The following is a 23,608-nucleotide window of genomic DNA, read 5'->3' as shown; positions in this document are numbered from 1 at the left end:
AAGACCCATATGTCTAATTCCACCCCTCCCTTTATCCCCTTTACGCGCCCTAGCTTTAATCAAGAAACCATTGACGCTGTTGGAGAGGTATTGCGCTCTGGATGGGTTACCTCAGGACCAAAATTAGCGGAGTTTGAAGCAACGCTAAGCGAATACTTTAGCGGCCGTCATGTGCGCTGTTTTGCTAACGGTACAGCAACCATGAAAATTGCTTTACAAGTTGCCGGCATAGGCGAAGGCGATGAAGTTATCACAACACCAATTTCTTGGGTTGCAACAGCAAACGTCATCTTGAGTGTTGGCGCCAAACCCATCTTTGTTGATATCGATCCTATCACTCGCAATATTGATCTTAACAAAGTAGCGGTAGCCATCACCCCAAAGACTCGCGCCATCATGCCAGTGTATCTAGCAGGTCTGCCAGTAGATATGAATCAGCTCTATAACTTAGCAAAGCAACACAAGCTCCGCGTGATTGAAGATGCAGCACAAGCTTTTGGTTCGCAATGGAAGGGCAAGAAGATTGGTAGCTTTGGTGATCTAGTGAGCTTTAGTTTTCAAGCCAATAAGAATCTCACTACAGTTGAAGGCGGTTGCCTCGTCCTTAACAACGCAGATGAAGCTAAACTGGCTGAGAAATTCCGTCTGCAAGGTTTAACTCGTCAAGGCATGGACGGCATGGATGTGGATGTTCTTGGCGGAAAAGATAATTTGACTGACGTGAATGCAGTGATTGGTTTGCAACAACTCAAACAATTACCAGCCTATCAAACACGTCGCGCTGCATTGGCTCGTCAATACTTTGATGTGATCCGTAGCGAACTCGCATCTGCTGGATTAGAAAATCTCAAATTACAGCTGCCGGTTGAAAACTTTAGCGAAAGTAATTGGCACATGTTTCAGGTAGTACTTCCACTTGATCAACTGAAATGTGATCGCGCTCAAGTCATGACCGAACTAAAAGATCTCGGCATCGGCACTGGCGTGCACTATCCAGCAATCACAGGCTTTACCTTGTACAAAGAACAAGGTTACAAAACTAGCGATACTCCGATCGCAGAACGTATTGGACGCTCCATCCTCACGCTTCCCCTATTCCCAGGCATGACTGATGAGGATATTGGCCGTATAGCCAGCGGATTCGTTGGAATCCTCAAAAAACACCGCAAAAACTAGTCTTGTTGGGTTAGATCCCCAGAATCAGGCAAAATTGCAGCATGACTGCAAACTTAGTTGCTAATCCAAAGCTCAGTATCGTTATTCCCGTATATAACGAGGAAGATGGTCTCCAGGCTTTATTTGATCGCCTCTACCCCGCATTAGATTCTATTGCTGCCAAACGCAATATCGCTTATGAAATCGTTTTTGTTAATGACGGCAGCAAAGATCGCTCCGCTGGAATTCTAGCTAAACAAGTTGATTTACGTCCGGATGTAACCCGCGCAGTTTTATTTCATAGTAACTTTGGTCAGCACATGGCCATTATGGCTGGCTTTGAATATGCCAAAGGCGAATACATCATTACCTTAGATGCAGACTTACAAAATCCCCCTGAAGAAATTGATGCCCTGACTGAGCAGCTATTAAAAGGTCATGATTACGTTGGCACTATTCGTGCAGATCGTCGTGATAGCTTTTTCAGAAAATTTGCTTCACGTGCCATGAATCGTTTGCGTGAAAACATCACCCGTATCACAATGACAGATCAAGGCTGTATGTTGCGTGGTTATAGTCGCCGTATCGTTGACCTAGTTCGCCAATGTGATGAAAACAATACTTTTATTCCTGCGCTGGCTTATACATTTGCCGCAAACCCCATTGAAATAACTGTTAAACACGAAGAGCGTTTTGCTGGCGAGTCTAAATACAGCCTCTATCAACTCATTCGCTTGAACTTTGATTTGGTAACAGGCTTTTCAATCATGCCTTTGCAGATCTTCTCGATTCTGGGCATGCTGTTATCACTCGCTGCGGGCAGTCTGTTTGTATACCTCTTGGTACGCCGCTTTGTTCTGGGTGCTGAGGTTGAGGGAGTCTTTACTCTCTTCGCACTCACCTTCTTCTTGATTGGCGTGATGCTCTTTGGCCTTGGTCTCTTGGGCGAATACATCGGTCGGATCTATCAGCAAATCCGCAATCGCCCACGTTACGTTGTGCAAACTGTTTTAGAGAAAAAATAATTGCACGCAGTCGTATTCGCATATCACGATGTTGGCGTGAACTGCCTCAAAGCACTACTTAATGCAGGCATTCAAGTTGATCTTGTAGTTACTCATCAGGATGATCCAAACGAAAATGTTTGGTTTGGTAGCGTTGCCAAACTCTGCCAAAAGAAAAACATTCCCTACATCACGCCAAGCGCTAGCGAGTTACATGATTTAATTCCGAAACTTGAAGCGCTATCACCGGATTACATTTTCTCTTTCTATTTCCGCCATATGATTCCGGCAAAAATATTAGCTTGCGCCAAGATTGCTGCGCTCAATATGCATGGCTCACTCTTACCCAAGTTTCGCGGAAGAGCGCCAGTCAATTGGGCCATCTTGCACGGCGAGACTGAAACTGGTGCCACCCTGCATGTTATGGAAGTTAAACCCGATGCAGGAGATATCGTTGGGCAGGTTGCAGTCAGCATTGGCCCGGATGAAACTGCTACAGATGTCTTTGGAAAAGTCAGTAGCGCTGCGGAAGAGGTCATTAACCAAGCCCTTCCTGAGTTGATCCAAGGCATAGTGCCTCGCAAGCCTAATGACCTGCAAAAAGGGAGTTATTTTGGCGGTAGAAAGCCAGCAGACGGGCAAATTCATTGGAATCAAACAGCTCTACAAGTACACAACCTAGCCAGGGCTGTTGCACCCCCATACCCAGGCGCCTTTACCGAACACATGGGTCAAACCATGATTGTGGCTAAAACGAGCCTAAAAGGGCCTTTTCCCGCTAACCTGAATCTAGGGACTAGAGGCATCCAAGTGGTTGATAATCGGGTATTTGGCATATGCGGTGACCACGAAGCAGTTGAAATCTTGGAATGGTTTCCGGCAAGCAAATAAGCATTAAATACAAATTAGATTAAAACGAGGCAGTAAAGATGAAAAAAGTACTCATTCTTGGTGTGAACGGTTTTATTGGCCACCACCTTTCCAAACGCATTCTCGAGACAACCGATTGGGATGTCTACGGTATGGATATGCAGAATGATCGCTTGGGTGATTTGATCAATCATTCCCGCATGCATTTCTTTGAGGGTGACATCACCATCAATAAAGAATGGGTTGAATATCACATTCGTAAATGCGATGTCATCTTACCTTTGGTTGCGATTGCTACACCAGCCACTTATGTACAGCAACCACTCAAAGTATTTGAGCTCGACTTCGAAGCCAACCTTCCAATCGTACGTTCGGCAGTGAAGTACAAAAAACATTTGGTATTTCCATCAACCTCTGAGGTTTATGGCATGTGCGAAGACAGCGAATTTGATCCATCTAAATCGAATATGGTTTATGGCCCGATCAATAAACCACGCTGGATTTACGCTTGCTCTAAGCAATTGATGGATCGCGTGATCTGGGGTTACGGCATGGAAGGCTTGCGCTTTACCCTCTTCCGCCCATTTAACTGGATTGGCCCTGGCTTAGATAGCATCTACACACCAAAAGAAGGTTCATCCCGGGTAGTGACCCAGTTCCTAGGTCATATCGTTCGTGGCGAACCCATTAACTTAGTCGATGGTGGCGCACAGAAGCGCGCCTTCACTTATGTGGATGATGGTATCGATGCTCTCATGCGCATCATCGACAACAAAAATGGTGTTGCTAATGGCAAAATCTATAACATCGGCAATCCGAAGAACAACCACTCTGTTCGTGAGTTGGCAAATCAAATGTTAGATATCGCACGAAGTATTCCTGAGTACGCCAAAACAGCGAATGCTGTGAAGATTGTGGAAACTACTTCTGGCGCATATTACGGTGAAGGCTATCAAGATGTTCAGAACCGCGTTCCTGCAATTGATAACACTATGAGCGAACTAGGTTGGAAACCAACCACAACGATGGCAGACGCTCTGAAGAATATTTTCGAAGCCTACCGTCAAGATGTTGAAAAAGCCCGTTCTTTAGTTGATACAGAATAAGTAGCGACACGAAAGAAACATACTCAAGGATTCATGGCTAAGATTGCACTCAAGGTTGACGTTGATACCTTACGCGGCACCAAAGAAGGCGTCCCTAATCTAGCTCGAACCCTTGAGCGATTTGACTTAAAAGCCACCTTCCTATTTAGCCTTGGTCCAGACCATACTGGCTGGGCCTTAAAAAGAGTCTTTCGTCCTGGCTTTCTAAAAAAAGTTAGTCGCACTTCTGTCGTTGAACACTACGGTATCAAAACTCTCTTATATGGCGTTCTAATTCCAGGCCCAGATATTGGCAAAAAGGCTGCTGCAGAAATGCGCGCAATTGATAAAGCCGGTCATGAGACTGGCATTCATACTTGGGACCACGTTGCTTGGCAAGACGCTGTTCGCAATCAAGACTCAATATGGACCAAAGCGATGATGCAAAAAAGTTGGGATCGCTTTGTTGAAATCTTTGGTCATGTACCAGTGACCTATGGTGCAGCTGGTTGGCAAATGAATGAGGCTGCATTTGAGCAACTCGATCAATGGGGAATAGCCTATTCCTCTGATGGTAGAGCCGAACCCAATCTCATACCCTATCGCTTGGCATTGCCATCAGGTAAAACAAAGCATGTACAGTACCCAACCACACTACCGACTTTTGATGAACTAATTGGCATTGATGGCGCAGATGAATTTGGCTCTGTTAAAAAGCTTCTGGAGATAACCCAAAGTAATCCTAATGACCAAGTCTTCACTCTGCACGCAGAACTAGAGGGTCAGAAGCTATTACCTGCGTTTGAACAGCTACTAGCTGGATGGCTAAATCAAGGCCACGACCTCGTTACCATGGGCGAGCTACACCAATCTTGGAAAGCCACCAATCAACTAGATAAAATAGCCGTATTACCACTGACTTGGGGTGAAATCCCAAATCGTAGCGGTGAACTGATTATTCAAAGCAACTAAATAAGTAATTATCAATTCAGAGACAAAGCAAAGGACCATCATGACAGTAGCTATCGGCCAACCTATCCCAGCATGCGCTATCCCAGCGACATCAGGCCTCACTTTTTCTCCAGCATCCGCTAAGGGGAAAAAACTGGTTCTGTACTTTTATCCTAAGGATATGACTCCTGGTTGCACTGCTGAGTCAGGCGAGTTTCGTGACAATATTGAGGCATTTACTAAGGCCAATACTTTGATCGTTGGCGTTTCACGCGATAGCCTCAAATCCCATGACAATTTTCGTAGCAAACTAGAACTGCCGTTTGAGCTAGTTGCCGATACTGAAGAAAAGCTCTGCCAACTTTTTGGCGTCATCAAAATGAAGAATATGTATGGCAAACAGGTCCGCGGTATTGAGCGCAGCACCTTCTTGTTTGATTCCTCTGGCAAGCTGGTTCAAGAGTGGCGCGGCCTTAAAGTTCCGGGCCATGTGACAGAGGTATTACAGGCGGCTAAAGCTGCAAAGTAATTTTTACAACAATTTGTTCTAGGGTGCTTGCAAACCCCAAAATTTGGGGTAAAGTGATTCATATGCACCGTAAACGACGGGAAAGTCTGACAATCCGTTTGAATCAGAAACCTGAATATCTCAGAGCAGGTTCGGGGAACAACCCCCTCCGTTTTTTAGATGTCGCAACCAGTTTCGTAATAAACCGTCAACGCACTCCGCTTGGCGGTTTTTTCTTTTAGGAGAGCCTGCATGCCATTGCCACCCATCCCAACTCAAATTGCTGATCAAGTGAAGCTCAGTCATAAAGACACTCCCGACTTGAAGAAACGCCCAGCTCCAGCAAAACCAGTGGTGGTAGAAAGTTCCGATTGGACAAACGATATGGAAGAGGACTTATCTGCAGCAGAAGTTGCTCTTGAAAAGATCAAGGCAGATCGTAGCCCAATTCGTAACGACAGCAAGGCTACAGCTCCAGCCAAACCAAAACGTGTGATTCGCACAGGGCCTCCTTCTTTATTCGTACTCGACACCAATGTGTTGATGCATGATCCAAGCTCTTTGTTCCGCTTCTCTGAGCATGATCTATTCTTGCCGATGACTACTCTTGAGGAGCTGGATAATCACAAAAAGGGTATGACTGAAGTAGCCCGTAATGCCCGTACCGTCAGCCGCTCTTTAGATCAGTTAATCGCCGGTACTAGCGGCACTTTGGATGATGGCATCCCTCTAGACAAACTTGGCAATCAAGATGTTTCGGGTCGGCTCTTTTTCCAAACCAAGTTGTCTACCCAGGCTCTACCAGAGGGCTTGCCTGAAGGTAAAGGCGACAACATGATTTTGGCAGTTGTTAGCGAGTTACAAAAAACACGTAAGGGTCAAGAGGTTGTATTGGTATCTAAAGATATCAATATGCGCATTAAGGCGCGTGCTTTAGGCTTACCTGCTGAAGACTATTTCAACGACCAAGTTTTAGAAGATCGTGACTTGATGTACTCCGGGGTCATGGCCTTATCAGCAGACTTTTGGCCAAAGCATGGGAAAGATATGGAAAGCTGGGCAGACTCCAAATCCGGAACCATGTTCTATAGAGTTACCGGCCCAGCTGTACCCAGCATGCTGGTCAATCAGTTTGTTTATCAAGAAAATCCTGACGGTTCCACACCGTTCTATGCACACGTTAGAGAAATCAACGGCAAGACCGCCCTCTTGCAAACGCTCAGAGACTTCTCCCACCAGAAAAATAATGTTTGGGGTGTTACTGCACGCAATCGTGAGCAGAACTTTGCAATGAACCTACTCATGAACCCAGATGTGGACTTTGTAACCCTGTTAGGGCAGGCTGGCACTGGTAAAACTTTATTGGCATTAGCTGCCGGACTTGAGCAAGTCTTGGATAGTAAGCGCTATAACGAAATCATCATCACCCGTGCCACCGTCCCCGTAGGCGAAGACATTGGCTTTCTACCAGGCACTGAAGAAGAAAAAATGCAGCCTTGGATGGGTGCCTTTGATGACAACCTTGAGGTACTTCAACGTAACGACGATGCTGGTGAATGGGGTCGTGCCGCCACTCAAGAACTGATTCGCTCACGCATTAAAGTCAAGAGTATGAACTTTATGCGCGGCAGAACCTTTGTAAGTAAGTTTGTGATCATCGATGAAGCACAAAACTTAACACCAAAGCAAATGAAAACTTTGGTAACCCGTGCAGGCCCTGGAACGAAGATTGTTTGCTTAGGCAATATTGCTCAGATTGATACTCCTTACCTCACAGAAGGATCATCGGGCCTTACCTATGTTGTTGACCGCTTCAAAGGTTGGCGGCACGGTGGCCATGTCACTCTTGCGCGCGGTGAGCGTTCACGTCTTGCGGATCATGCTGCCGACGCACTCTAAGCAATCCTTCTCATGCCGCACTCTAATCGGGTGCGGCATTTTTATTTGTACGATCCTAGTAGTATCGGGATGCAGTATGCTTGGAAGTAAATCAAACCCAGCGAAAGTAGCGCAGTTTAAGCAAGATACTAGCGTCGGTACGGAAGATATATCGATTGCAGCGGTTGGCTTAGTAGATGTTCCCTATCGCTATGGCGGCAATACACCCAAAGGTGGCTTTGACTGTAGTGGTCTTATTGTCTATGTGTACAACAAAGCGGCTGGCATTAAATTACCTCGTACTATCCAACAGATGAGCACCAAAGGAAGAAGTGTTGAGAATCAACCCCCAGCACCTGGAGACCTTGTTTTCTTTAACACTACGGGTGAAAAATACTCACATGCCGGCATCTATGTTGGGCAAGGCAGATTTGTACATGCTCCTAGTGCAGGTGGCACCGTGCGCCTAGATTACATTACCTCACCCTATTGGGCGGCAAAGTTTACTGAGGCAAGACGTATTGCCCCCTAATATTATGATTTTACAGGGTTAATAGCGCTTTCCCTATATTCCCTTATCCCTTCATTTTGATTAGAGTGGCTAATCAGCAGTCTATTTAATGAAGTAAACACTAGAGGAGTTGCCATGAAGAAAATCATCATTACCTTAAGTATCGCACTGAGCTTTGCGCTACCTTCTTACGCATTTGCCGATCAGGCTGCCTGTGAAGCAAAAGCTGTGAGTAAAGATGGTAAGCCGTTATACGGAGCAGCCAAAGATGCATCCATCAAAAAATGTATGGGCGATGCAAAGCCCAACGATTGCGAAGCTAAAGCAGTCAGCAAGGATGGCAAGCCTTTGTATGGCGCCGCTAAAACTGCGTCAATAAAGAAATGTGAAGGCGGAAAATAAAATTATTCTTCTAAATCTTACTTAACTACTTCAGTAAAAAAGCCTCGCAATGCGAGGCTTTTAATTTATCAATTTATTTGGTTATCTATTTTTAGAACGGCTCGTATCCACCAGAAGAATAACCAATGGACCCCATCGCCAAGTTATCGAACTTGGTATACGGACCTTGCCAGCTTAAGCGCACCGTTCCGATTGGGCCGTTACGCTGCTTACCAATGATGATCTCTGCAACACCTTTGTCGGTGGTGGTATCTGGGTGATACACCTCATCACGATAGATGAACATGATTAAGTCGGCATCTTGCTCGATAGCGCCAGACTCACGTAAGTCAGACATGATTGGGCGTTTGTTGGGACGTTGCTCAAGACCACGATTTAACTGTGAGAGAGCAACGACTGGGCACTGCAATTCTTTTGCGAGGGATTTAAGTGAGCGTGAAATTTCAGAAATCTCAGTTGCACGGTTTTCAGAACCAGAGCCACTCATCAACTGTAAATAGTCAATCACCACTAAACCTAAGGTACCGCCAAAGTTTCTAGCAATACGACGTGCACGTGCACGCAATTCAAGACTTGATAGAGAACCAGTCTCATCGATCAAAATTTGGGTATTACTTAATCGAGCAATTGCATCTGTTACACGTGGCCACTCATCGTCTTGTAATTTACCAGTACGCATACGACCTTGGTCAACGCGCCCTACTGAACCTAGCAAACGAGCAGCTAATTGCTCACCCGACATCTCCATCGAGAAGACTACAACTGGCAAGCCTTCAGCTAAGGCAACGTTCTCTGCAATATTCAAGGCAAATGCAGTGTTGTGAGTTACGACATAATCATTCGTTACATAAGTTCTTTGTGGGTGGCTAACTGAAATACATTGCGCCTCAGACATCCTGGAAGGCTCAATACTTTGAAATGAAATTCTACGTTGGCGATCCCATTTTGCTCTTAATCTTTCGGCCTTTTCGGGCAGGGTAAACGCCTGAAAACCAGGACCAAAACTCATATTTAAAACATAAGATAATCGACCTTGCTTCTTTTCACCCTTGTAGGTATAGCTAGTTTGCTTTTGCCCTATTGAGCAAAAGCCTCCTAATGACCTAGCTAAAGTTGTAACATCTTCAGATAATTGCTTACTTACTGTACAAAAACGAATAGAGCCCCACTTCTCAATCCATCCATCGGTATCCATCAAACCTTGGAACAATGCAAGACGAGAATTCTTATTGGCCTCAAGATAAGTAGCCGGAATATATTTATCAAAACTCCTGCAACCTAAAACACCTAATTCATCTAAAGCAGCTCTAAAATAATTTGTCTTTATAGCCGCTCTTTGACCATTAGCAGCAATTCTTTCTTTCGAAGCCAATCTCCAGTCATATGCATTAGCATGCACTAACTCCATCTCATACTTCGCAAGCAAATTCATGCGCTCTACAAGCTCAGGTGACTTAGTTGAAAACATGACTGATCTATGAGATAGAGCTAGAGTGCCATCACCTAGCAACGCACCTAAAACCCACGGGTGAATTGGCAATGTATTCGAGTGGCCAAAATCACCTGTGACAGGATCAATCCATAACCTATTCTTATATCGTACACACTGCAGCATTTCCATCAAGCGAGTGGTGTTGATAACACGCGGCTCAGACCAATCGCGATACATCACCCTCCAGAGATGTTCATCGCAACATTCAGATTGACGGCCATCAGAAAACGTGACTTTGTATATCTGCTTCGCACCTTGTGGGTAAATGCCTGTGACCATTGAGTACTGGCCATCAACAGAAGCGAGGCGATCACCAAACTTTAGATCTCCCATAAACTTCCAACCATTAACAGTCTTTACTTTTGCATCTAATGGCTGTGCTTTACCCATAGAAGGACGACCAGCCACAATCACCAAGTCACCTTTTTGCAAACCGCTAGTTTGCTTATCTAAATCGATAAAGCCTGTAGCGATACCAGTGATATCGCTACCACCTTGACGGTTATAGAGCTCATCAATTCTGGCAACAACTGAACGTAATAATGGTTCAATCTCGAGGTAATCAGCTTTGCGGCTACCCTCTTCACCAATCTGCAAGATGCGTGACTCAGCCTCATCCAGCAGAGTGCGAACAGTCCGGCCTTCTGGCACAAATGCTGAGTTAACAATGCTGTCTGATACTTCAATCAGGCGACGCAAAATACTGCGGTCGCGAACAATGTCGGCATAGCCTTTAATGTTGGCCGCACTTGGCGTGTTTTGCGCTAATGAATTCAGGTAATCAATACTCACCAAATCACCGCCCTGCTCAGACTTGATTGCATCATGAACAGTAATTACGTCTGCAGGATGGTTGTCACCAACTAAACGCGCAATGACCTTGTAGATCAAAGCATGTTCAGGGCGATAGAAATCTTTGTCGTTTAATACTCCGCCAAGGTTGTCCCAAGAGGAGTTGTCGATCAGTAGACCGCCGAGCAAAGATTGCTCGGCTTCTACAGAATGGGGGGGAACTTTTAAAGCCTGCACGACTGCATCCCCAGGTCCCGACATGCCGGGATTCAGCGTTACGGAACGTGAACGGGATTCAGCCATGAGGCTAGTTTACAGCTCTTAAACTTAAGCTTGCTCGCCAACTACACGGATAGTGATATCAACCACTACATCGGTATGAACAGCAACCGCTACAGGGTGATCACCAACCATCTTCAATGGGCCAGTAGGCATACGGATTGAAGCTTTCTCAATCGTGAAACCTTTAGCTTTCAAAGCATCAGCGATGTCGTGGTTGGTTACAGAACCAAATAAGCGACCGTCAACACCAGCTTTTTGACCGATTTCGAGAACCAAGTCTTTAAGCTTTGCGCCAACCGCTTCAGCAGCAGCCAATTTCTCAGCAGCCAATTTCTCCAACTCAGCACGACGTGTTGCAAAGTCAGCGATAGCCGCTTCAGTTGCACGACGAGCTTTACGTTGTGGGATTAAGAAGTTACGAGCGAAACCGTCTTTAACGCGAACTACGTCACCGAGGTTGCCCAAGTTTGTTACTTTTTCTAAAAGAATGATTTGCATTGAGGGCTCCCAATTATTTTCTATGTTGATCGGAGAATGGCAACAAAGCCAAGAAACGAGCACGCTTGATAGCAGTGTCTAACTGACGCTGATATTTTGCTTTTGTGCCTGTCAAACGAGCAGGAGTAATCTTGGCGTTTTCGCCAATAAAGTCCTTCAATGTGTCTACATCTTTGTAGTCGATCTGTTCTACGCCAGCAACAGTGAAACGGCAATAACGCTTACGCTTGAACAATGGGTTCTGAGCTGGTTTCTTTTTGAAATCGGGTTTCTTTCCAAACGCCATGATGATTTCCTCTTTTTAATTTTTCAATTGAATATGGGTAATATGGAAAACAAGTCTTTGATTACGTAGAGTCTTCGGTGCTAAGAATCCTTCGAACACCGCCTCGGCTCCTAAATCCATTCGCTCCAGATCCTTTTGTATCGGACCGATTGCCATGGCTTCAACGCTCATCTGAATTTTCCTTGCTACTCCTACCTCGTTTGCTTCGCCGCTATGTTCTAGCTGGCAATGCATCACTGGTATTCCTGCAGGTGTAAATCGAATCGCGTCTTTAGATACCAAGATTGCAGTGAGGGTGAAATGATTCAACGCCGCTCCGCTTCTCTGATACGTTTTCTAGTCTGTGTATTCCTCTTCAAATTTCTAACTTATTCCGCTGCTACAGGAGCTTCGGATTGAGCTGATTTGCGCGCTTCTTCACGTTGCACTTCCTTCATCATGATGGAAGGCTCTGTTTCAGCTTTCTTAGTCTTGATGATGAGGTGACGCAAAACAGCATCGTTAAATTTGAACGCATGCTCAAGCTCTTCCAGAGTTTTCTGGTCGCACTCAATGTTCATGCAAACGTAGTGGGCTTTAGCAAGCTTGTCGATCATGTAAGCCATCTGACGACGACCCCAATCTTCAATACGATGAATTTTGCCGCCCGCAGCTGCTAATGTAGCTTTGTAGCGATCGATCATCGCTGGCACTTGCTCGCTTTGGTCCGGGTGGACGATAAAGACGATTTCATAATGACGCATCAAACACTCCTTAAGGATGAAGTCACCTGGGCGTCTTGCTAATTTCTGATGGTTTTGAAATTAGCGCCAGTGTGACAAGGTAGTAACAAATTGTAGGTACTGCTCACAACACTTTTTAAACCCTTACCCTAAACTCAGGCAAGAGCGCTATTCTAGCAAAAAAATCCTGCCAAGTCAGGGATTTACCAGCTAATTTGGCCTGTTTTTCAGCATTCAGGGCCAGCTGTAGAGCAATTCTGGCCCTAGGAGCTGAAAGAGTACCTGAAGCCATGCAACCAGCTAAGTCCATCTCGGGAATATCCTGCTTAGTTGTGCCCGCGCCCGTTCTCGTAGTTCTGACCAAGGCGATACCGCGCTTGGTAGCGCCTGCCAATGGCTTAGCCCACTCATCATGAAAGCCACCCATTCCTGAGCCAGCAATGACCAAGCCCTGAACCCGTGTATCGAGCCAATGGCTGACCGTTTCAGCCCTCGCGCCGGCATGGCTTGTCAATATTTCAACCCAAGGCCACTCATTACCCGCAGGAATAGGCAAATCCTCAAGCCAAGCCGCCTCTACAGCCTTTACGCCAGATAGCCATGAGGGATTAATCAGCCCTACAGAGCTGCTCGGTGATGCTTGAATTGGGGCATTTAAATCAGTGGCATGCCGCTTTGCCAGATCCATAGCCAAGCACCCCCTACCATCCATAACAGCATAAATACCGCCTGGACAATTCTCCAGCGGAGTGGATGCCCAACGAATAGCATCTAGTAAATTTGAAGGGCCATCAGCCTTAGATGCATTTGACGGCAACATAGCTCCAGTAATGATGACTCTTTTGCCTAAATCTTGAGCACTTCTACCGCAGGTCAACTGTAAGAAGACGCCAGTTTCCTCCATCGTGTCGGTTCCGTGAGTGAGCACTACCCCTTTGACCATTGGATTATCAAGGGCTTGCCTCACGGTCTCACCCAAAAGACTTAATAAGGGCTCAGAAAGATTGCGACTGTTGATATTGGCAACTTGATGGGAAACCAAAGCAATTCCCTCTGGAATTGCGGACCGAATATGGGCAAGCAAAGAACCGACTGCTATCTGCCCAGCTTCATATTTAAGGGGGCTATCTTCAGGATTGGAAGCAATACCAGCAATAGTGCCACCCATACCCAAAACCAAGATATGAGGATTATTTTCGGCTTTCGTTTGAATTGAGCTCATACCCCATTATCACCTTTAAATTGCTTGAATTATCAAAAAGTGCTGTATACAATCCCAGTATGGACATCAATACAGTCGATTTTCAAGAGGAGCTGACTACCCTCCCTAAACTCACTGCCCGCCAGAGTGAGATTTTGGATCTCATTACAAAAGCTATCGATGAGAGCGGTTTACCGCCCACTCGCGCAGAGATTGCAACGCAACTCGGATTTGCTTCTGCAAATGCTGCTGAAGAACATTTACGTGCACTCGCGAAAAAAGGCTATATCGAATTAACGCCGGGCACTTCTCGCGGCATTCGTATTCCACAACGATTCAATCAAACACAACATCCCAATAAATATCGTCAGTTGTCATTGCCATCAGGTGCACTACAACAACTAACACTTCCATTAATCGGTCGCGTTGCTGCTGGCTCACCAATTATGGCCGTCGAGCATATTGAGAAACAAGTACCGATTGATCCGAGCTTATTTAGCAAAGGCGCTGATTACTTATTAAAAGTAAAAGGCATGAGTATGCGTGACGCCGGAATTTTGGATGGCGATTATTTGGCTGTTAGAAAAACTACTGAAGTACATAACGGCGATATCGTTGTTGCGCGCTTAGATGATGAAGTCACTGTTAAACGTTGGCAGCAAAAGAAAACCGCTAACGGCATGGTGATTGAATTACAAGCTGAAAATCCAGACTTCAAAAATATTGTGGTTGATGGACGTCAACCTAACTTTGCAATTGAAGGCCAAGCCGTTGGCCTCATCAGGGCTGAAGGTCTGTAGGCCGGGTAGCCAACAAAACAAAGGCCTCCAGTGGAGGCTTTTTTATTTGCCCTCATGAAGGGCAATGGAGTTTCTACTATTACTTCTTACTTGGTGCTACTACGTTTGCATTCTTTGGCGAAGACGTAATGGTGATTAATGTTTTAGGTCCCGTTAATGGACCTTCATTTAATTCCACTGTGGCTGTACGGTCACCTTTAGTGAATACTAAAATACTGGTTTTTGTTTTCACGGCGCTTACAGTTGTCCAACCTGCACGTGGATACTCAGATTGAAAGAAAGCATAAATATCAGTTGGTGTTTGCACGCCAGATAGAACAACGCGACCTACCCAGTTATCTCCACGCCCGATGATTAATGATTCTGCACCAATAATTTTTGAAGCAGCAGGCAAAGGCATATCACCTAAGAGTTGCTGCTGAACCTCTTGCACTTCTTGCGATGTGCCCGTTGGTGAATCGCCAGAGCTTGCGCATGCGCCTAAAAATACAGTTAGGAACAATGCAAGAGCGCTAAGTTTTAAAGTTTTGGTCTTGATCATTTTTCGCTTTAATGAATTAATGCAACTTTCAATACATACTGAAAGTATTTTAGGTGCTAGACCTTTCCAGTCAAGCGAAATTACTGGAGGCGCGTGAGGGAATCGAACCCCCGTACGAAGCTTTGCAGGCTCCTGCCTAACCACTCGGCCAACGCGCCATATCCCTGAATCAAAAATGGGAAGCTTTTTAGGGCTTCCCATCGAACTTGGAGCGGGAAAGGAGGTTCGAACTCCCGACCTATACCTTGGCAAGGTATCGCTCTACCAGCTGAGCTATTCCCGCATAACAGGGCGATAGTTTAACAAACAATCGAAAAGAAAGCATTATTTCTGGGCAAAGGGAAAGTTCTCTGAGTTTAAGCAGCCTTTTAAGCCTTGCCGGCTATAGAGAAAAAGGAATTAGTCGATTTTGCCAGCCAACTGAGGCAGGGCTTTTTTCAGGTAATAAAACATCGACCACAGGGTTAAGAATGCAGCCACCCAAATTAGCCAAGTACCAATCTTGGCGCAATCTAACCAGCCAAACAAAGTTTCATTTAGCAGCAGAAATGGAATGGCTGCTAACTGAGCGGTGGTTTTTAACTTACCTACCATGTGCACTGCGACACTTTTACCTGCGCCAAGTAATGCCATCCACTCTCTTAAAGCAGAGATCGTAATTTCTCGACCAATAATGACTAAGGCGACCCAGACCTGAACGCGGTCCATATTGAGTAGCACCAACAATGCTGCGGCAACAATCAACTTATCAGCAACCGGATCTAAGAACTGACCAAAAGCCGATTCTTGTTTTAAGCGACGCGCCAAAAAACCATCGAGCCAATCGGTGATAGCTGCAGAAATAAAAATAATAGCTGCAATTAAATTCTTCTCAAATGGACTAAACCAAGAATTTGGTAGATAGAAGATCGCCACCAGCAATGGAATTGCTGCAACACGCAACCAAGTTAAGGCGATTGGCAGATTGAATGGCATTAGATAAGCATAACCTAAATATGATGGATCGCTATTAGTGCAGTTGACGGTAGATTTGTTCTGCCAAAGTAAGCGATACCCCCTCTACACTGGCAATCTCTTCAATGCTGGCATTAGCCACCCCCTTCAGCCCACCAAAGCGTGCCAACAGTTTCTGGCGACGCTTGGCGCCAATGCCCTCAATCTCTTCCAGACGAGAAACCGTTCTTGCCTTAGCGCGCTTAGCGCGCATACCGGTGATCGCAAAGCGATGCGCCTCATCCCGAATTTGCGCAACCAGCAATAGTGCCGCACTATCAATACCAAGCTCCAGAGGTTCGCGACCGTCGGCAAAAATTAGTGTTTCTAAGCCAACCTTACGACCTTCGCCTTTAGCAACACCAACAATCAAACCTATATCCATACCAAATTCAGAAAGTACTTGTCTTGCCATCTCCACCTGGCCTTTACCACCATCAATCAAAATGACTTGCGGCATCTTTTCTGGTGGGAGCTCTTGGAAGTTCGCATAACGTCTTTGCAGTACTTGGCGCATTGCTGCATAGTCATCACCAGGTGTGATGTCGTTGATATTAAAGCGACGATACTCACCCGATTGCATTGCATTCTTGGCATACACCACGCAGGATGCTTGTGTAGCTTCACCAGAGGTATGGCTAATATCAAAACACTCAATTCGCAAGTGCTCCAAGCCCTCAAGATCTAAACCCAAAACATCGACCAAGGCACGGGCACGGGCCAGTTGCCCACCGGTTTCAACCAAACGCTTAGTTAATGCAATCTTGGCATTACCTTCCGCCATCGCAAGCCAATGACGGCGTTGACCTTGAGGTTGATGCAAGAAGGTTATTTTTTTACCGGCTTGTGCGTTTAATAAATCATGTAGATCTTCTGGCGGCGCTTCAGTAGATTCGTTGACATCATCACCGACAGAATGTAATGAATGATTTAAAACCAACACTGGTGGAATTAAATTGGCTGTTGATCCTTCTTGATCATTTGCATCCTGCAAATAGTGTTGCGCAATAAAAGCTTCTAGGATTTCTGCAGGCGGTGGAAGCTCACCAGATGCGGTACGCAAACCCTTGGGGAAATAAGCCCTGTCACCTAAGTGACGACCGCCTCGTACCATGGCCAGGTTTACACAAACCATGCCTTCCATCAGTGCCACTGCAATGATGTCAACATCACCCTCACCATCGGCAACTGTATCCATCGCTTGCTGCTGAAGAACACTGGAAAGATCTGCAATACGATCGCGCAGCACAGCAGCCATTTCAAAATCCATGGCATCGCTATGTGCATGCATTTCCTTTTCGAGCTCTGAGAGCACGCGACTATGATCGCCCTCTAAGAAGCGCGTTGCCTGTGCCACGTCTTGCTGATATTGCTCCACACTTAACCTGCCAACGCAAGGAGCACTACAACGATGAATTTGGTGCAATAAGCAGGGACGACTGCGATTCTTAAAGACTGAGTCCTCACAGGTGCGAAGACGAAATACTTTTTGCAAAATCTGCACACTATTGCGCACAGCCCAGCTATTAGGAAACGGTCCAAAGTAATGATTGCGTTTATCGACTTTGCCACGATAAGAAGCCAAACGTGGGAACTGGTGCCCCGTTAACATCACATATGGGTAAGACTTATCGTCACGGAACAAGATATTGAATGGTGGGGCCAACTCTTTAATGAGATTGTTCTCTAGAATGAGGGCTTCCGTTTCAGTCCGTGTTACTGTTGTTTCATAGCGAGCAATTTTGCCGACCATCAGCGCTATTCGTGGTGATAGCTGCTTGCTTTGAAAATAACTGGATACACGCTTTTTAAGGTTACGAGCTTTGCCAACATACAGAATGTTCCCCGCCTCATCAAAGAAGCGATATACCCCCGGCAATCCGGGTAGCCGTTTAACGTCCTGCTGAAGGGTTTCAAAAAGCGAATTACTCATGCGTTGGGATATTTTCTGCCAAATCGTAGATAACTATGGTGATGCCGGTGTTTGCTGGCGTCTAGCCCGAAGCTTATCAAGTCTTCATGGCCAAGAGGTGCGCATTTTCTGCGACGATCTGCCAACCCTCAATTTACTCGCTTCTGGTGTAGACCCCGCAATTAAAGACAAGATTGATATTCAACCTTGGGAGGCATGCTACAACAATGCAAGGCATCCCGTTCAAACTCCAGATGTGGTGATCGAGGCTTTTGGATGTGAATTGCCAGAGCGCTATCTTGCCGGCCTATTTATTGCCCCTATTAAGCCTCTCATCATTAATCTAGAGTACCTTAGTGCAGAACCTTGGATTGTGGACTTTCATGCAAAGGCATCTCCACAATCTCATGGCATATCGAAGTATTTCTTTTTCCCAGGATTTCAGAAAGAGGTTGGTGGTATCTTGGTTGACCCCATTCCACCAGAGGGGGAGAAGGTGGCAAAGCAAATCCCTTATGACTTGAAAGCAGTTTGGGCTAAGCTGCGCAGCGGCGCAAAACGTATCAGCATCTTCTGCTACCCAGGTGCACCTCTACGAAAGTGGCTAGAGGATCTAGGCGCCCTTGGTGAAGATGTTGATATTTTGCTAACGCATGGTCACGCTGAACTTCTCAATTTGTATGGAGAGCAACCCATTCAACTGCCAAGCAATTTGCAATTACTATCTCTACCCTTCGTTTCGCAAGATGATTTAGATTGGGTCTTATCGCAATGCGATTTCAACATCGTGCGCGGTGAAGATTCTTTTGTACGCGCGCAATTAGCTGGTAAGCCATTTATTTGGCATATTTATCCGCAAGAAGATCGGGCTCACGAAGTGAAATTAGCCGCCTTTCTGGACCTCTACCTCGAAGAGGCTAATCAAGAATTAAGACTGGCAACCATCGCGGCAATGACCTGGGCTATGCCTAGCCAGTGGTTCAAGGCCCTCGATCTTTGGAGCACTCATTCCAAGGCCTGGCGCATGCAATTACTCAAAAACCAAGAAGATGGTGGCTTGGCAGCCCGTCTATTAAGGTTTGTAGCCTAAGACCAAGCAATAAAGGCTTGCGGGCGGTTACAATCTTGTTTTTGATAAAAACCGCAGAAAAATCACTCTGCACCCAGGAATAGCAAGATGAAAACAGCACAAGAACTCCGCGTTGGTAACGTAGTCATGATTGGCTCCGATGCTCAGGTCGTTTTAAAGGCCGAATACAGCCGCTCAGGCCGCAACTCTTCAGTTGTGAAAATGAAATTTAAGAACTTGTTAACCGGCGCGCCAAACGAAGGTGTTTACAAAGCGGATGACAAGTTTGATGTTGTGATTCTCGAAAAGAAAGATTGCACCTACTCTTATTTCGCAGATCCAATGTATGTGTTTATGGATGGTGATTACAACCAGTACGAAGTTGAAGCTGAGTTTATGGGTGATGCATTGAACTACCTCGAAGAAAGCATGCCTTGTGAAGTCGTGTTCTACGAAGGTAAGGCGCTCTCAGTTGCAATGCCTAACTCACTCGTTCGTGAAATCGTTTACACCGAGCCCGCAGTAAAGGGTGACACCAGCTCAGGCAAAGTATTGAAGACTGCAAAATTGGCTACTGGCTATGAATTGCAAGTGCCTTTGTTCTGCAATACTGGCGACAAGATCGAAATCGATACCCGCACTGGTGAATATCGTAGCCGCGCTAACTAATCAAGCAGACTACAAAAGCAAAAAGCCCGGCGTGCCGGGCTTTTTTATTGCTTACTTGTTATGGAATTAAAAGATTAAGCAATCAAATTGAACTGCTTGAGTAAACCTTTAGCATGCTGGTACTCAGCTTCTTTTTGAAGCTCATCCCAAGCCAAAGAAATAGAACGTGGCATTAAGCGGTTTAAACGCGTAGCAGACTCAGCTTGCTTAGTCTTTGATACTTTCAATTGACCGAGCAACTGATCCGCTAAATCAGGGCGATTGCAGATCAATACCGCATCACAGCCTGCATCGAGGGCCATTTCAGCGCCCTTCACTACTGAGCCAGCAACACTCGCCCCTTCCATAGAGAGGTCGTCGCTAAAGATAACGCCCTCAAATCCCAACTCTTGGCGCAAGATGGAGTGCAGCCAAATCTTGGAAAAGCCTGCCGGGTTCTTATCCACCTTTGGGTAAATTACATGAGCTGGCATAACTGCTACCAAACTTAAATCTAACCACTCGTAAGGCTTAGCATCATCATTGAGAATTTCAGCCAATGAGCGCTCATCTACCGGAATCGCGACATGCGAATCCGCTTCTGCCCAACCATGACCAGGAAAGTGTTTGCCACAGTTCGCCATGCCACCGAGACGCAAGCCTTCATTCAAACTCTTGGCCAATGCGAACACAATTTGTGGGTCGCGACTAAATGAACGATCACCAATCACGCCACTTCGACCAAAATCTAAATCCAAAACGGGTGTAAAACTAAAGTCCACACCACAAGCACGCAGTTCAGTAGCCAATATATAGCCACACGCAGTTGCTGCTGCCATTGCTAACGCGGCAGATTCAGCAGCGTGAGTCGATTTACTTTTCGCACCCCAAAGCTCACCTAACCTCCGCATTGCGGGAAGATGGGTAAAGCCATCGGTCTTGGCACGCTGTACTCGACCACCTTCATGGTCAATCGAAATCAAAACATCAGGACGAAGCTTCTTAATATCTGCGGTAAGTTTAGTTAACTGCTTGCGATTGGCAAAATTTCTGCCAAACAAGATGACGCCACCGGTCAGAGGATGCAAGATACGACGACGATCCTCGGCATTTAATACCTGTCCCACTACGTCCAAAGTAATAGGGCCGGGATTCATTGTCGCTTTACTCATGGATTCCTCTTCTTAATTTCTTTATTTCTGGGTGACGATTACGTGCGCAATGGCCATATCTTGTTCGTCACTCACAGTGACGTGAGCTTCCCAATTATTCTCTTGCATAAACTGCGCAAGTGCGCCTAGGTAACTCGTTACCGGCTTTCCACTGGGCTCATTTAAGGTTTGTAGGGAACGCCATGTCATAGGCATTCTCATTCCCAAACCAATTGCTTTTGAGAAGGCCTCCTTCGCAGCAAAACGTGTCGCTAAGAATGCAATGCCACGCTTATGATTTCTAGCTAAACGATACTTAAAGACCAACATCTCATCTGGCCCTAGAATTTTTTCAGCCAGGCGGCCATTAGTACGATCGTAAGCAGCCTGCAAGCGTTCAATCTGCAAAATATCTGTGCCGATACCAATGATCATTACGTTTTTAATAATTAAAGAGGGTGAATGTGATCTTTGTGTCGACCGCGAACCATCAAGGCTTTCATATCCTCAATGGCATTTTGCCAACCTTTAAATAAAGCCTCAGCCACAATCGCATGACCAATGTTGAGCTCAGATAATTCTTCAATAGCTGCTATAGGCATCACATTACCTTCATGCAAACCATGACCAGCATTCACTCTGAGTCCAATACGCTTAGCAAACTGAGCTGCTTTACGAATACGCTCTAATTCCTTGCCTTGTTCGATGCCAGATAAATCGGCATAACGACCGGTATGCAGCTCCACTACGGTGGCACCAACATCTTTTGCCGCCTGAATTTGTTTTTCTTCTGGATCAATAAATAAGGAAACGCGTATGCCAGCGTCTTTTAGTTGTTTGGTAGCCGACTTGACTGCCTCAAACTTTCCTAAAATATCCAAACCACCTTCCGTGGTCACCTCTTCCCGCTTCTCAGGCACCAAACACACATCATGTGGGTTTACCCTGCAGGCGATGTCGAGCATTTCTGGGGTTACAGCGCACTCGAGATTCATGCGAGTCTTAATCAGCGGACGCAATGCTAGCAAATCCGCATCTTTAATATGACGACGATCTTCTCGCAGATGGAGAGTGATTAAATCGGCACCAGCTTCTTCAGCCAATTGCGCAGCCTTAAGAGGGTCGGGATACACTGTGCCACGCGCATTGCGAAGTGTGGCAACGTGATCAATATTGATGCCGAGTTCTAGAGTTGTCATCACAGTAGATTACTAGATTTTCTTCAAATCAATCAAAATTTGACGAGTCGTCAATACCTGATCCTGCAAATGTAAACTCAAGAGGAAGCGCATCAGCTGTTTACTCTCAGATAGAGTCTCTGGATCAGAAAAATCTCCTGCTGCAATCGCCAGCAATGATTGCCCCCTGAGGACTGGCCAATGGCCAGGATCATCACCTTGGGCTGGGCGCACTCCCCGCTCTGGCTGATAAACATACTGCGTCTGCGCATCGGGCAAATCATTAGTTTCCACACACCGATCTAAGGCTGCTGCATAACCAGTCTCTTGCAATAAGGATAGCTCAAATGGCCTCAGTATCTCTTCTAATCCCTTGGATTGAAATTCGAGGTTCGATAAGGCATTGATGGTTTCTGCGTAACGATCATAGAGTTTTTCATATTCATCTTCACGCGCCAGAAACTTGACGAGCAATTCATTAAGATAGAAACCACAGAGAAGCGCATCACCCACCAAAGAAGGCATGCCACCAACCCACTCTGACTTTGTTAAGGTACGCAACTCAGACTTACCACTCCAAGAAACTAAAAGCGGCTGAAAGCGCTGCAATACAGGACGCAATACTGAATGGGGTCGTTTAGCCCCTTTAGCAATGAGCGCCATACGGCCATACTGTCTTGTGAAAACATCGAGAATTAAGCTGGTCTCTTTATAGGGAATGCTGTGCAATACAAAAGCAGGCTCGTCAGCAACACGAATCGAGGCCATGGATACTTATTCCAGGCCCTGCGCCCGTAATTCAGCGCGATCATCAGCCCAGCCACGCTTCACTTTGACCCAAGTCTCTAAAAAGACTTTGCCATCAAAGAGCTTCTCCATATCGATACGGGCATCAGTAGAGATCTTCTTTAGACGCTCACCCTTCTGACCAATGATCATGGCTTTATGGCTATCGCGGTCTACCAAGATGGTTGCGGCGATGCGGCGCATCTTGCCATCCATTTTAAATTGATCAATCACCACCGTAGAGGTGTAAGGTAACTCTTCTCCAGTGAAGCGGAAAACTTTTTCACGCAAAATCTCAGCAGCCAGAAAGCGCTCACTACGATCGGTAATGGTGTCACCATCGTAGACTGCTGGCGCTTCAGGTAAATATCCCTCAAGCACATCTAACAAGCGTTCGATGTCACCGGGACTCTTAGCACTCATCGGTACGATTTCAGCGAACTCACACTTTTGATCTTCATGACCACCTAATTCAGACCAAGGTTTCGACATCTCTTTCATGAAGTTGAGCAAAGCTTGGTCGCGCTCAGATGGCGCCTGAAAACGGCTATTAAACAAATCCAGTTTATTTAATACGAGCACTACCGGTAAATCACCTGGCAATAGCTTCAATACTTTTTTATCGTCTTCACCAAAGTAACCCGCCTCCACCACAAAGCAGGCCACGTTCACATCTTGCAAAGCAGTTGTGACAGTACGGTTCAAGGCTTTATTGAGTGTATTCATCAAGCGCGTCTGGAAACCTGGCGTATCAATAAAGATAAACTGCGCTTCTTCGCGATTCTGAATACCCAATATACGATGACGGGTTGTTTGTGCTTTACGTGAAGTAATGCTGATCTTTTGACCAACCAGTGCATTGAGAAGTGTTGATTTGCCCATATTGGGACGCC

The 23,608-nt window shown here is 45.9% G+C and carries 26 protein-coding genes and 2 tRNA genes; 12 read left to right on the top strand and 16 right to left on the bottom strand.

Translation table 11 applies throughout. From position 1 onward, the window contains the following. Positions 1 to 9 precede the first annotated feature (9 nt). The 9 genes from A8O14_RS02200 (at position 10) to A8O14_RS02160 (ending at position 8,364) form a co-directional block, all read left to right on the top strand. A complete protein-coding gene (locus A8O14_RS02200) occupies positions 10 to 1,176 on the top strand; it encodes a DegT/DnrJ/EryC1/StrS family aminotransferase (RefSeq protein ID WP_068948013.1) in 1,167 nt (388 codons plus the stop codon). A gap of 41 nt (positions 1,177 to 1,217) precedes the next feature. After that, the gene (locus A8O14_RS02195; RefSeq protein ID WP_068948012.1) at positions 1,218 to 2,180 is read left to right on the top strand and encodes a glycosyltransferase; all 963 of its coding nucleotides are present in this window, start codon (positions 1,218 to 1,220) and stop codon (positions 2,178 to 2,180) included. Further along, positions 2,181 to 3,050, top strand: coding sequence for a formyltransferase (locus A8O14_RS11595; protein ID WP_068948011.1), 870 nt, complete (start codon positions 2,181 to 2,183; stop codon positions 3,048 to 3,050). Between the two features lie 38 nt (positions 3,051 to 3,088). Then, on the top strand, positions 3,089 to 4,135 hold the full coding sequence (locus A8O14_RS11590; protein ID WP_068948010.1) for a bifunctional UDP-4-keto-pentose/UDP-xylose synthase: 1,047 nt from the start codon (positions 3,089 to 3,091) through the stop codon (positions 4,133 to 4,135). A gap of 33 nt (positions 4,136 to 4,168) precedes the next feature. Next, entirely contained in the window at positions 4,169 to 5,086 is a 918-nt protein-coding gene (locus A8O14_RS02180) for a polysaccharide deacetylase family protein (protein ID WP_068948009.1), read from the top strand. Positions 5,087 to 5,126: 40 nt separating this feature from the next. Beyond that, positions 5,127 to 5,594 (top strand): peroxiredoxin, encoded by a 468-nt coding sequence (locus A8O14_RS02175; RefSeq protein ID WP_068948008.1) that lies wholly within the window; start codon positions 5,127 to 5,129, stop codon positions 5,592 to 5,594. 231 nt (positions 5,595 to 5,825) lie between these two features. Next, a complete protein-coding gene (locus tag A8O14_RS02170) occupies positions 5,826 to 7,472 on the top strand; it encodes a PhoH family protein (protein WP_068948007.1) in 1,647 nt (548 codons plus the stop codon). A 76-nt stretch (positions 7,473 to 7,548) separates the two neighbouring features. Then, entirely contained in the window at positions 7,549 to 7,983 is a 435-nt protein-coding gene (locus A8O14_RS02165; protein WP_370623026.1) for a C40 family peptidase, read from the top strand. Positions 7,984 to 8,097: 114 nt separating this feature from the next. Beyond that, positions 8,098 to 8,364 (top strand): hypothetical protein, encoded by a 267-nt coding sequence (locus A8O14_RS02160; protein WP_068948005.1) that lies wholly within the window; start codon positions 8,098 to 8,100, stop codon positions 8,362 to 8,364. A gap of 91 nt (positions 8,365 to 8,455) precedes the next feature. Here A8O14_RS02160 and dnaB read toward each other — a convergent pair whose 3' ends face one another. From dnaB to A8O14_RS02130, 6 genes are all read right to left on the bottom strand, one after another. Then, positions 8,456 to 10,909, bottom strand: a complete 2,454-nt coding sequence (gene dnaB, locus A8O14_RS02155; RefSeq protein WP_216217815.1) for a replicative DNA helicase — start codon at positions 10,907 to 10,909, stop codon at positions 8,456 to 8,458. A gap of 66 nt (positions 10,910 to 10,975) precedes the next feature. Beyond that, positions 10,976 to 11,428: a 50S ribosomal protein L9 gene (gene rplI, locus A8O14_RS02150; RefSeq protein ID WP_068948003.1), complete on the bottom strand. Its 453-nt coding sequence runs from the start codon at positions 11,426 to 11,428 to the stop codon at positions 10,976 to 10,978. A gap of 13 nt (positions 11,429 to 11,441) precedes the next feature. Continuing rightward, a complete protein-coding gene (gene rpsR / locus A8O14_RS02145; RefSeq protein ID WP_068948002.1) occupies positions 11,442 to 11,714 on the bottom strand; it encodes a 30S ribosomal protein S18 in 273 nt (90 codons plus the stop codon). Positions 11,715 to 11,729: 15 nt separating this feature from the next. Further along, positions 11,730 to 12,023: a primosomal replication protein N gene (priB, locus tag A8O14_RS02140; RefSeq protein WP_068948001.1), complete on the bottom strand. Its 294-nt coding sequence runs from the start codon at positions 12,021 to 12,023 to the stop codon at positions 11,730 to 11,732. A gap of 59 nt (positions 12,024 to 12,082) precedes the next feature. After that, positions 12,083 to 12,457 (bottom strand): 30S ribosomal protein S6, encoded by a 375-nt coding sequence (gene rpsF / locus A8O14_RS02135; RefSeq protein WP_068948000.1) that lies wholly within the window; start codon positions 12,455 to 12,457, stop codon positions 12,083 to 12,085. Positions 12,458 to 12,572: 115 nt separating this feature from the next. Continuing rightward, the gene (locus A8O14_RS02130; protein WP_068947999.1) at positions 12,573 to 13,658 is read right to left on the bottom strand and encodes an asparaginase domain-containing protein; all 1,086 of its coding nucleotides are present in this window, start codon (positions 13,656 to 13,658) and stop codon (positions 12,573 to 12,575) included. 59 nt (positions 13,659 to 13,717) lie between these two features. On the opposite strand from A8O14_RS02130, the gene lexA reads away from it, so the two are divergent. Continuing rightward, a complete protein-coding gene (gene lexA, locus A8O14_RS02125) occupies positions 13,718 to 14,437 on the top strand; it encodes a transcriptional repressor LexA (protein WP_068949671.1) in 720 nt (239 codons plus the stop codon). Positions 14,438 to 14,516: 79 nt separating this feature from the next. Here the strand turns inward: lexA and A8O14_RS02120 are convergent, their stop codons facing one another. The 5 genes from A8O14_RS02120 to uvrC all read right to left on the bottom strand — a co-directional run bounded on the left by A8O14_RS02120 (position 14,517) and on the right by uvrC (position 17,904). Continuing rightward, entirely contained in the window at positions 14,517 to 14,978 is a 462-nt protein-coding gene (locus tag A8O14_RS02120) for a hypothetical protein (RefSeq protein WP_068947998.1), read from the bottom strand. Between the two features lie 84 nt (positions 14,979 to 15,062). Further along, a tRNA-Cys gene (locus tag A8O14_RS02115) sits at positions 15,063 to 15,136 on the bottom strand. Between the two features lie 49 nt (positions 15,137 to 15,185). Further along, a tRNA-Gly gene (locus A8O14_RS02110) sits at positions 15,186 to 15,261 on the bottom strand. Between the two features lie 116 nt (positions 15,262 to 15,377). Next, positions 15,378 to 15,953, bottom strand: coding sequence for a CDP-diacylglycerol--glycerol-3-phosphate 3-phosphatidyltransferase (gene pgsA / locus A8O14_RS02105; RefSeq protein WP_068947997.1), 576 nt, complete (start codon positions 15,951 to 15,953; stop codon positions 15,378 to 15,380). A 34-nt stretch (positions 15,954 to 15,987) separates the two neighbouring features. Then, complete coding sequence (uvrC, locus tag A8O14_RS02100; protein WP_068947996.1) at positions 15,988 to 17,904, bottom strand: excinuclease ABC subunit UvrC; 1,917 nt, start codon at positions 17,902 to 17,904, stop codon at positions 15,988 to 15,990. On the opposite strand from uvrC, the gene earP reads away from it, so the two are divergent. Both earP and efp read left to right on the top strand, forming a co-directional pair. Further along, a complete protein-coding gene (gene earP, locus A8O14_RS02095; RefSeq protein WP_068947995.1) occupies positions 17,903 to 18,973 on the top strand; it encodes an elongation factor P maturation arginine rhamnosyltransferase EarP in 1,071 nt (356 codons plus the stop codon). The two genes, uvrC and earP, sit on opposite strands and share 2 nt — an antisense overlap. 87 nt (positions 18,974 to 19,060) lie before the next feature. Beyond that, positions 19,061 to 19,621, top strand: coding sequence for an elongation factor P (efp, locus tag A8O14_RS02090; RefSeq protein ID WP_068947994.1), 561 nt, complete (start codon positions 19,061 to 19,063; stop codon positions 19,619 to 19,621). A gap of 74 nt (positions 19,622 to 19,695) precedes the next feature. On the opposite strand, the gene nagZ is transcribed toward efp, so the two are convergent. The 5 genes from nagZ to era are packed head-to-tail and all read right to left on the bottom strand — an operon-like array spanning position 19,696 to position 23,597. Beyond that, the gene (gene nagZ, locus A8O14_RS02085) at positions 19,696 to 20,772 is read right to left on the bottom strand and encodes a beta-N-acetylhexosaminidase (protein ID WP_068947993.1); all 1,077 of its coding nucleotides are present in this window, start codon (positions 20,770 to 20,772) and stop codon (positions 19,696 to 19,698) included. A gap of 21 nt (positions 20,773 to 20,793) precedes the next feature. Continuing rightward, complete coding sequence (gene acpS / locus A8O14_RS02080) at positions 20,794 to 21,186, bottom strand: holo-ACP synthase (protein ID WP_068947992.1); 393 nt, start codon at positions 21,184 to 21,186, stop codon at positions 20,794 to 20,796. Positions 21,187 to 21,200: 14 nt separating this feature from the next. After that, positions 21,201 to 21,950, bottom strand: a complete 750-nt coding sequence (gene pdxJ, locus A8O14_RS02075; RefSeq protein WP_068947991.1) for a pyridoxine 5'-phosphate synthase — start codon at positions 21,948 to 21,950, stop codon at positions 21,201 to 21,203. 12 nt (positions 21,951 to 21,962) lie between these two features. After that, on the bottom strand, positions 21,963 to 22,697 hold the full coding sequence (recO, locus tag A8O14_RS02070) for a DNA repair protein RecO (RefSeq protein ID WP_068947990.1): 735 nt from the start codon (positions 22,695 to 22,697) through the stop codon (positions 21,963 to 21,965). A 6-nt stretch (positions 22,698 to 22,703) separates the two neighbouring features. Continuing rightward, entirely contained in the window at positions 22,704 to 23,597 is an 894-nt protein-coding gene (era, locus tag A8O14_RS02065) for a GTPase Era (RefSeq protein ID WP_216861562.1), read from the bottom strand. Positions 23,598 to 23,608 lie beyond the last annotated feature (11 nt).

Origin of the sequence: Polynucleobacter wuianus, assembly GCF_001659725.1 — a bacterium.
GTDB lineage: Bacteria > Pseudomonadota > Gammaproteobacteria > Burkholderiales > Burkholderiaceae > Polynucleobacter > Polynucleobacter wuianus.
Note: the sequence above shows the minus strand (reverse complement) of the source record. Positions and strands in the feature narration are given on the sequence as shown.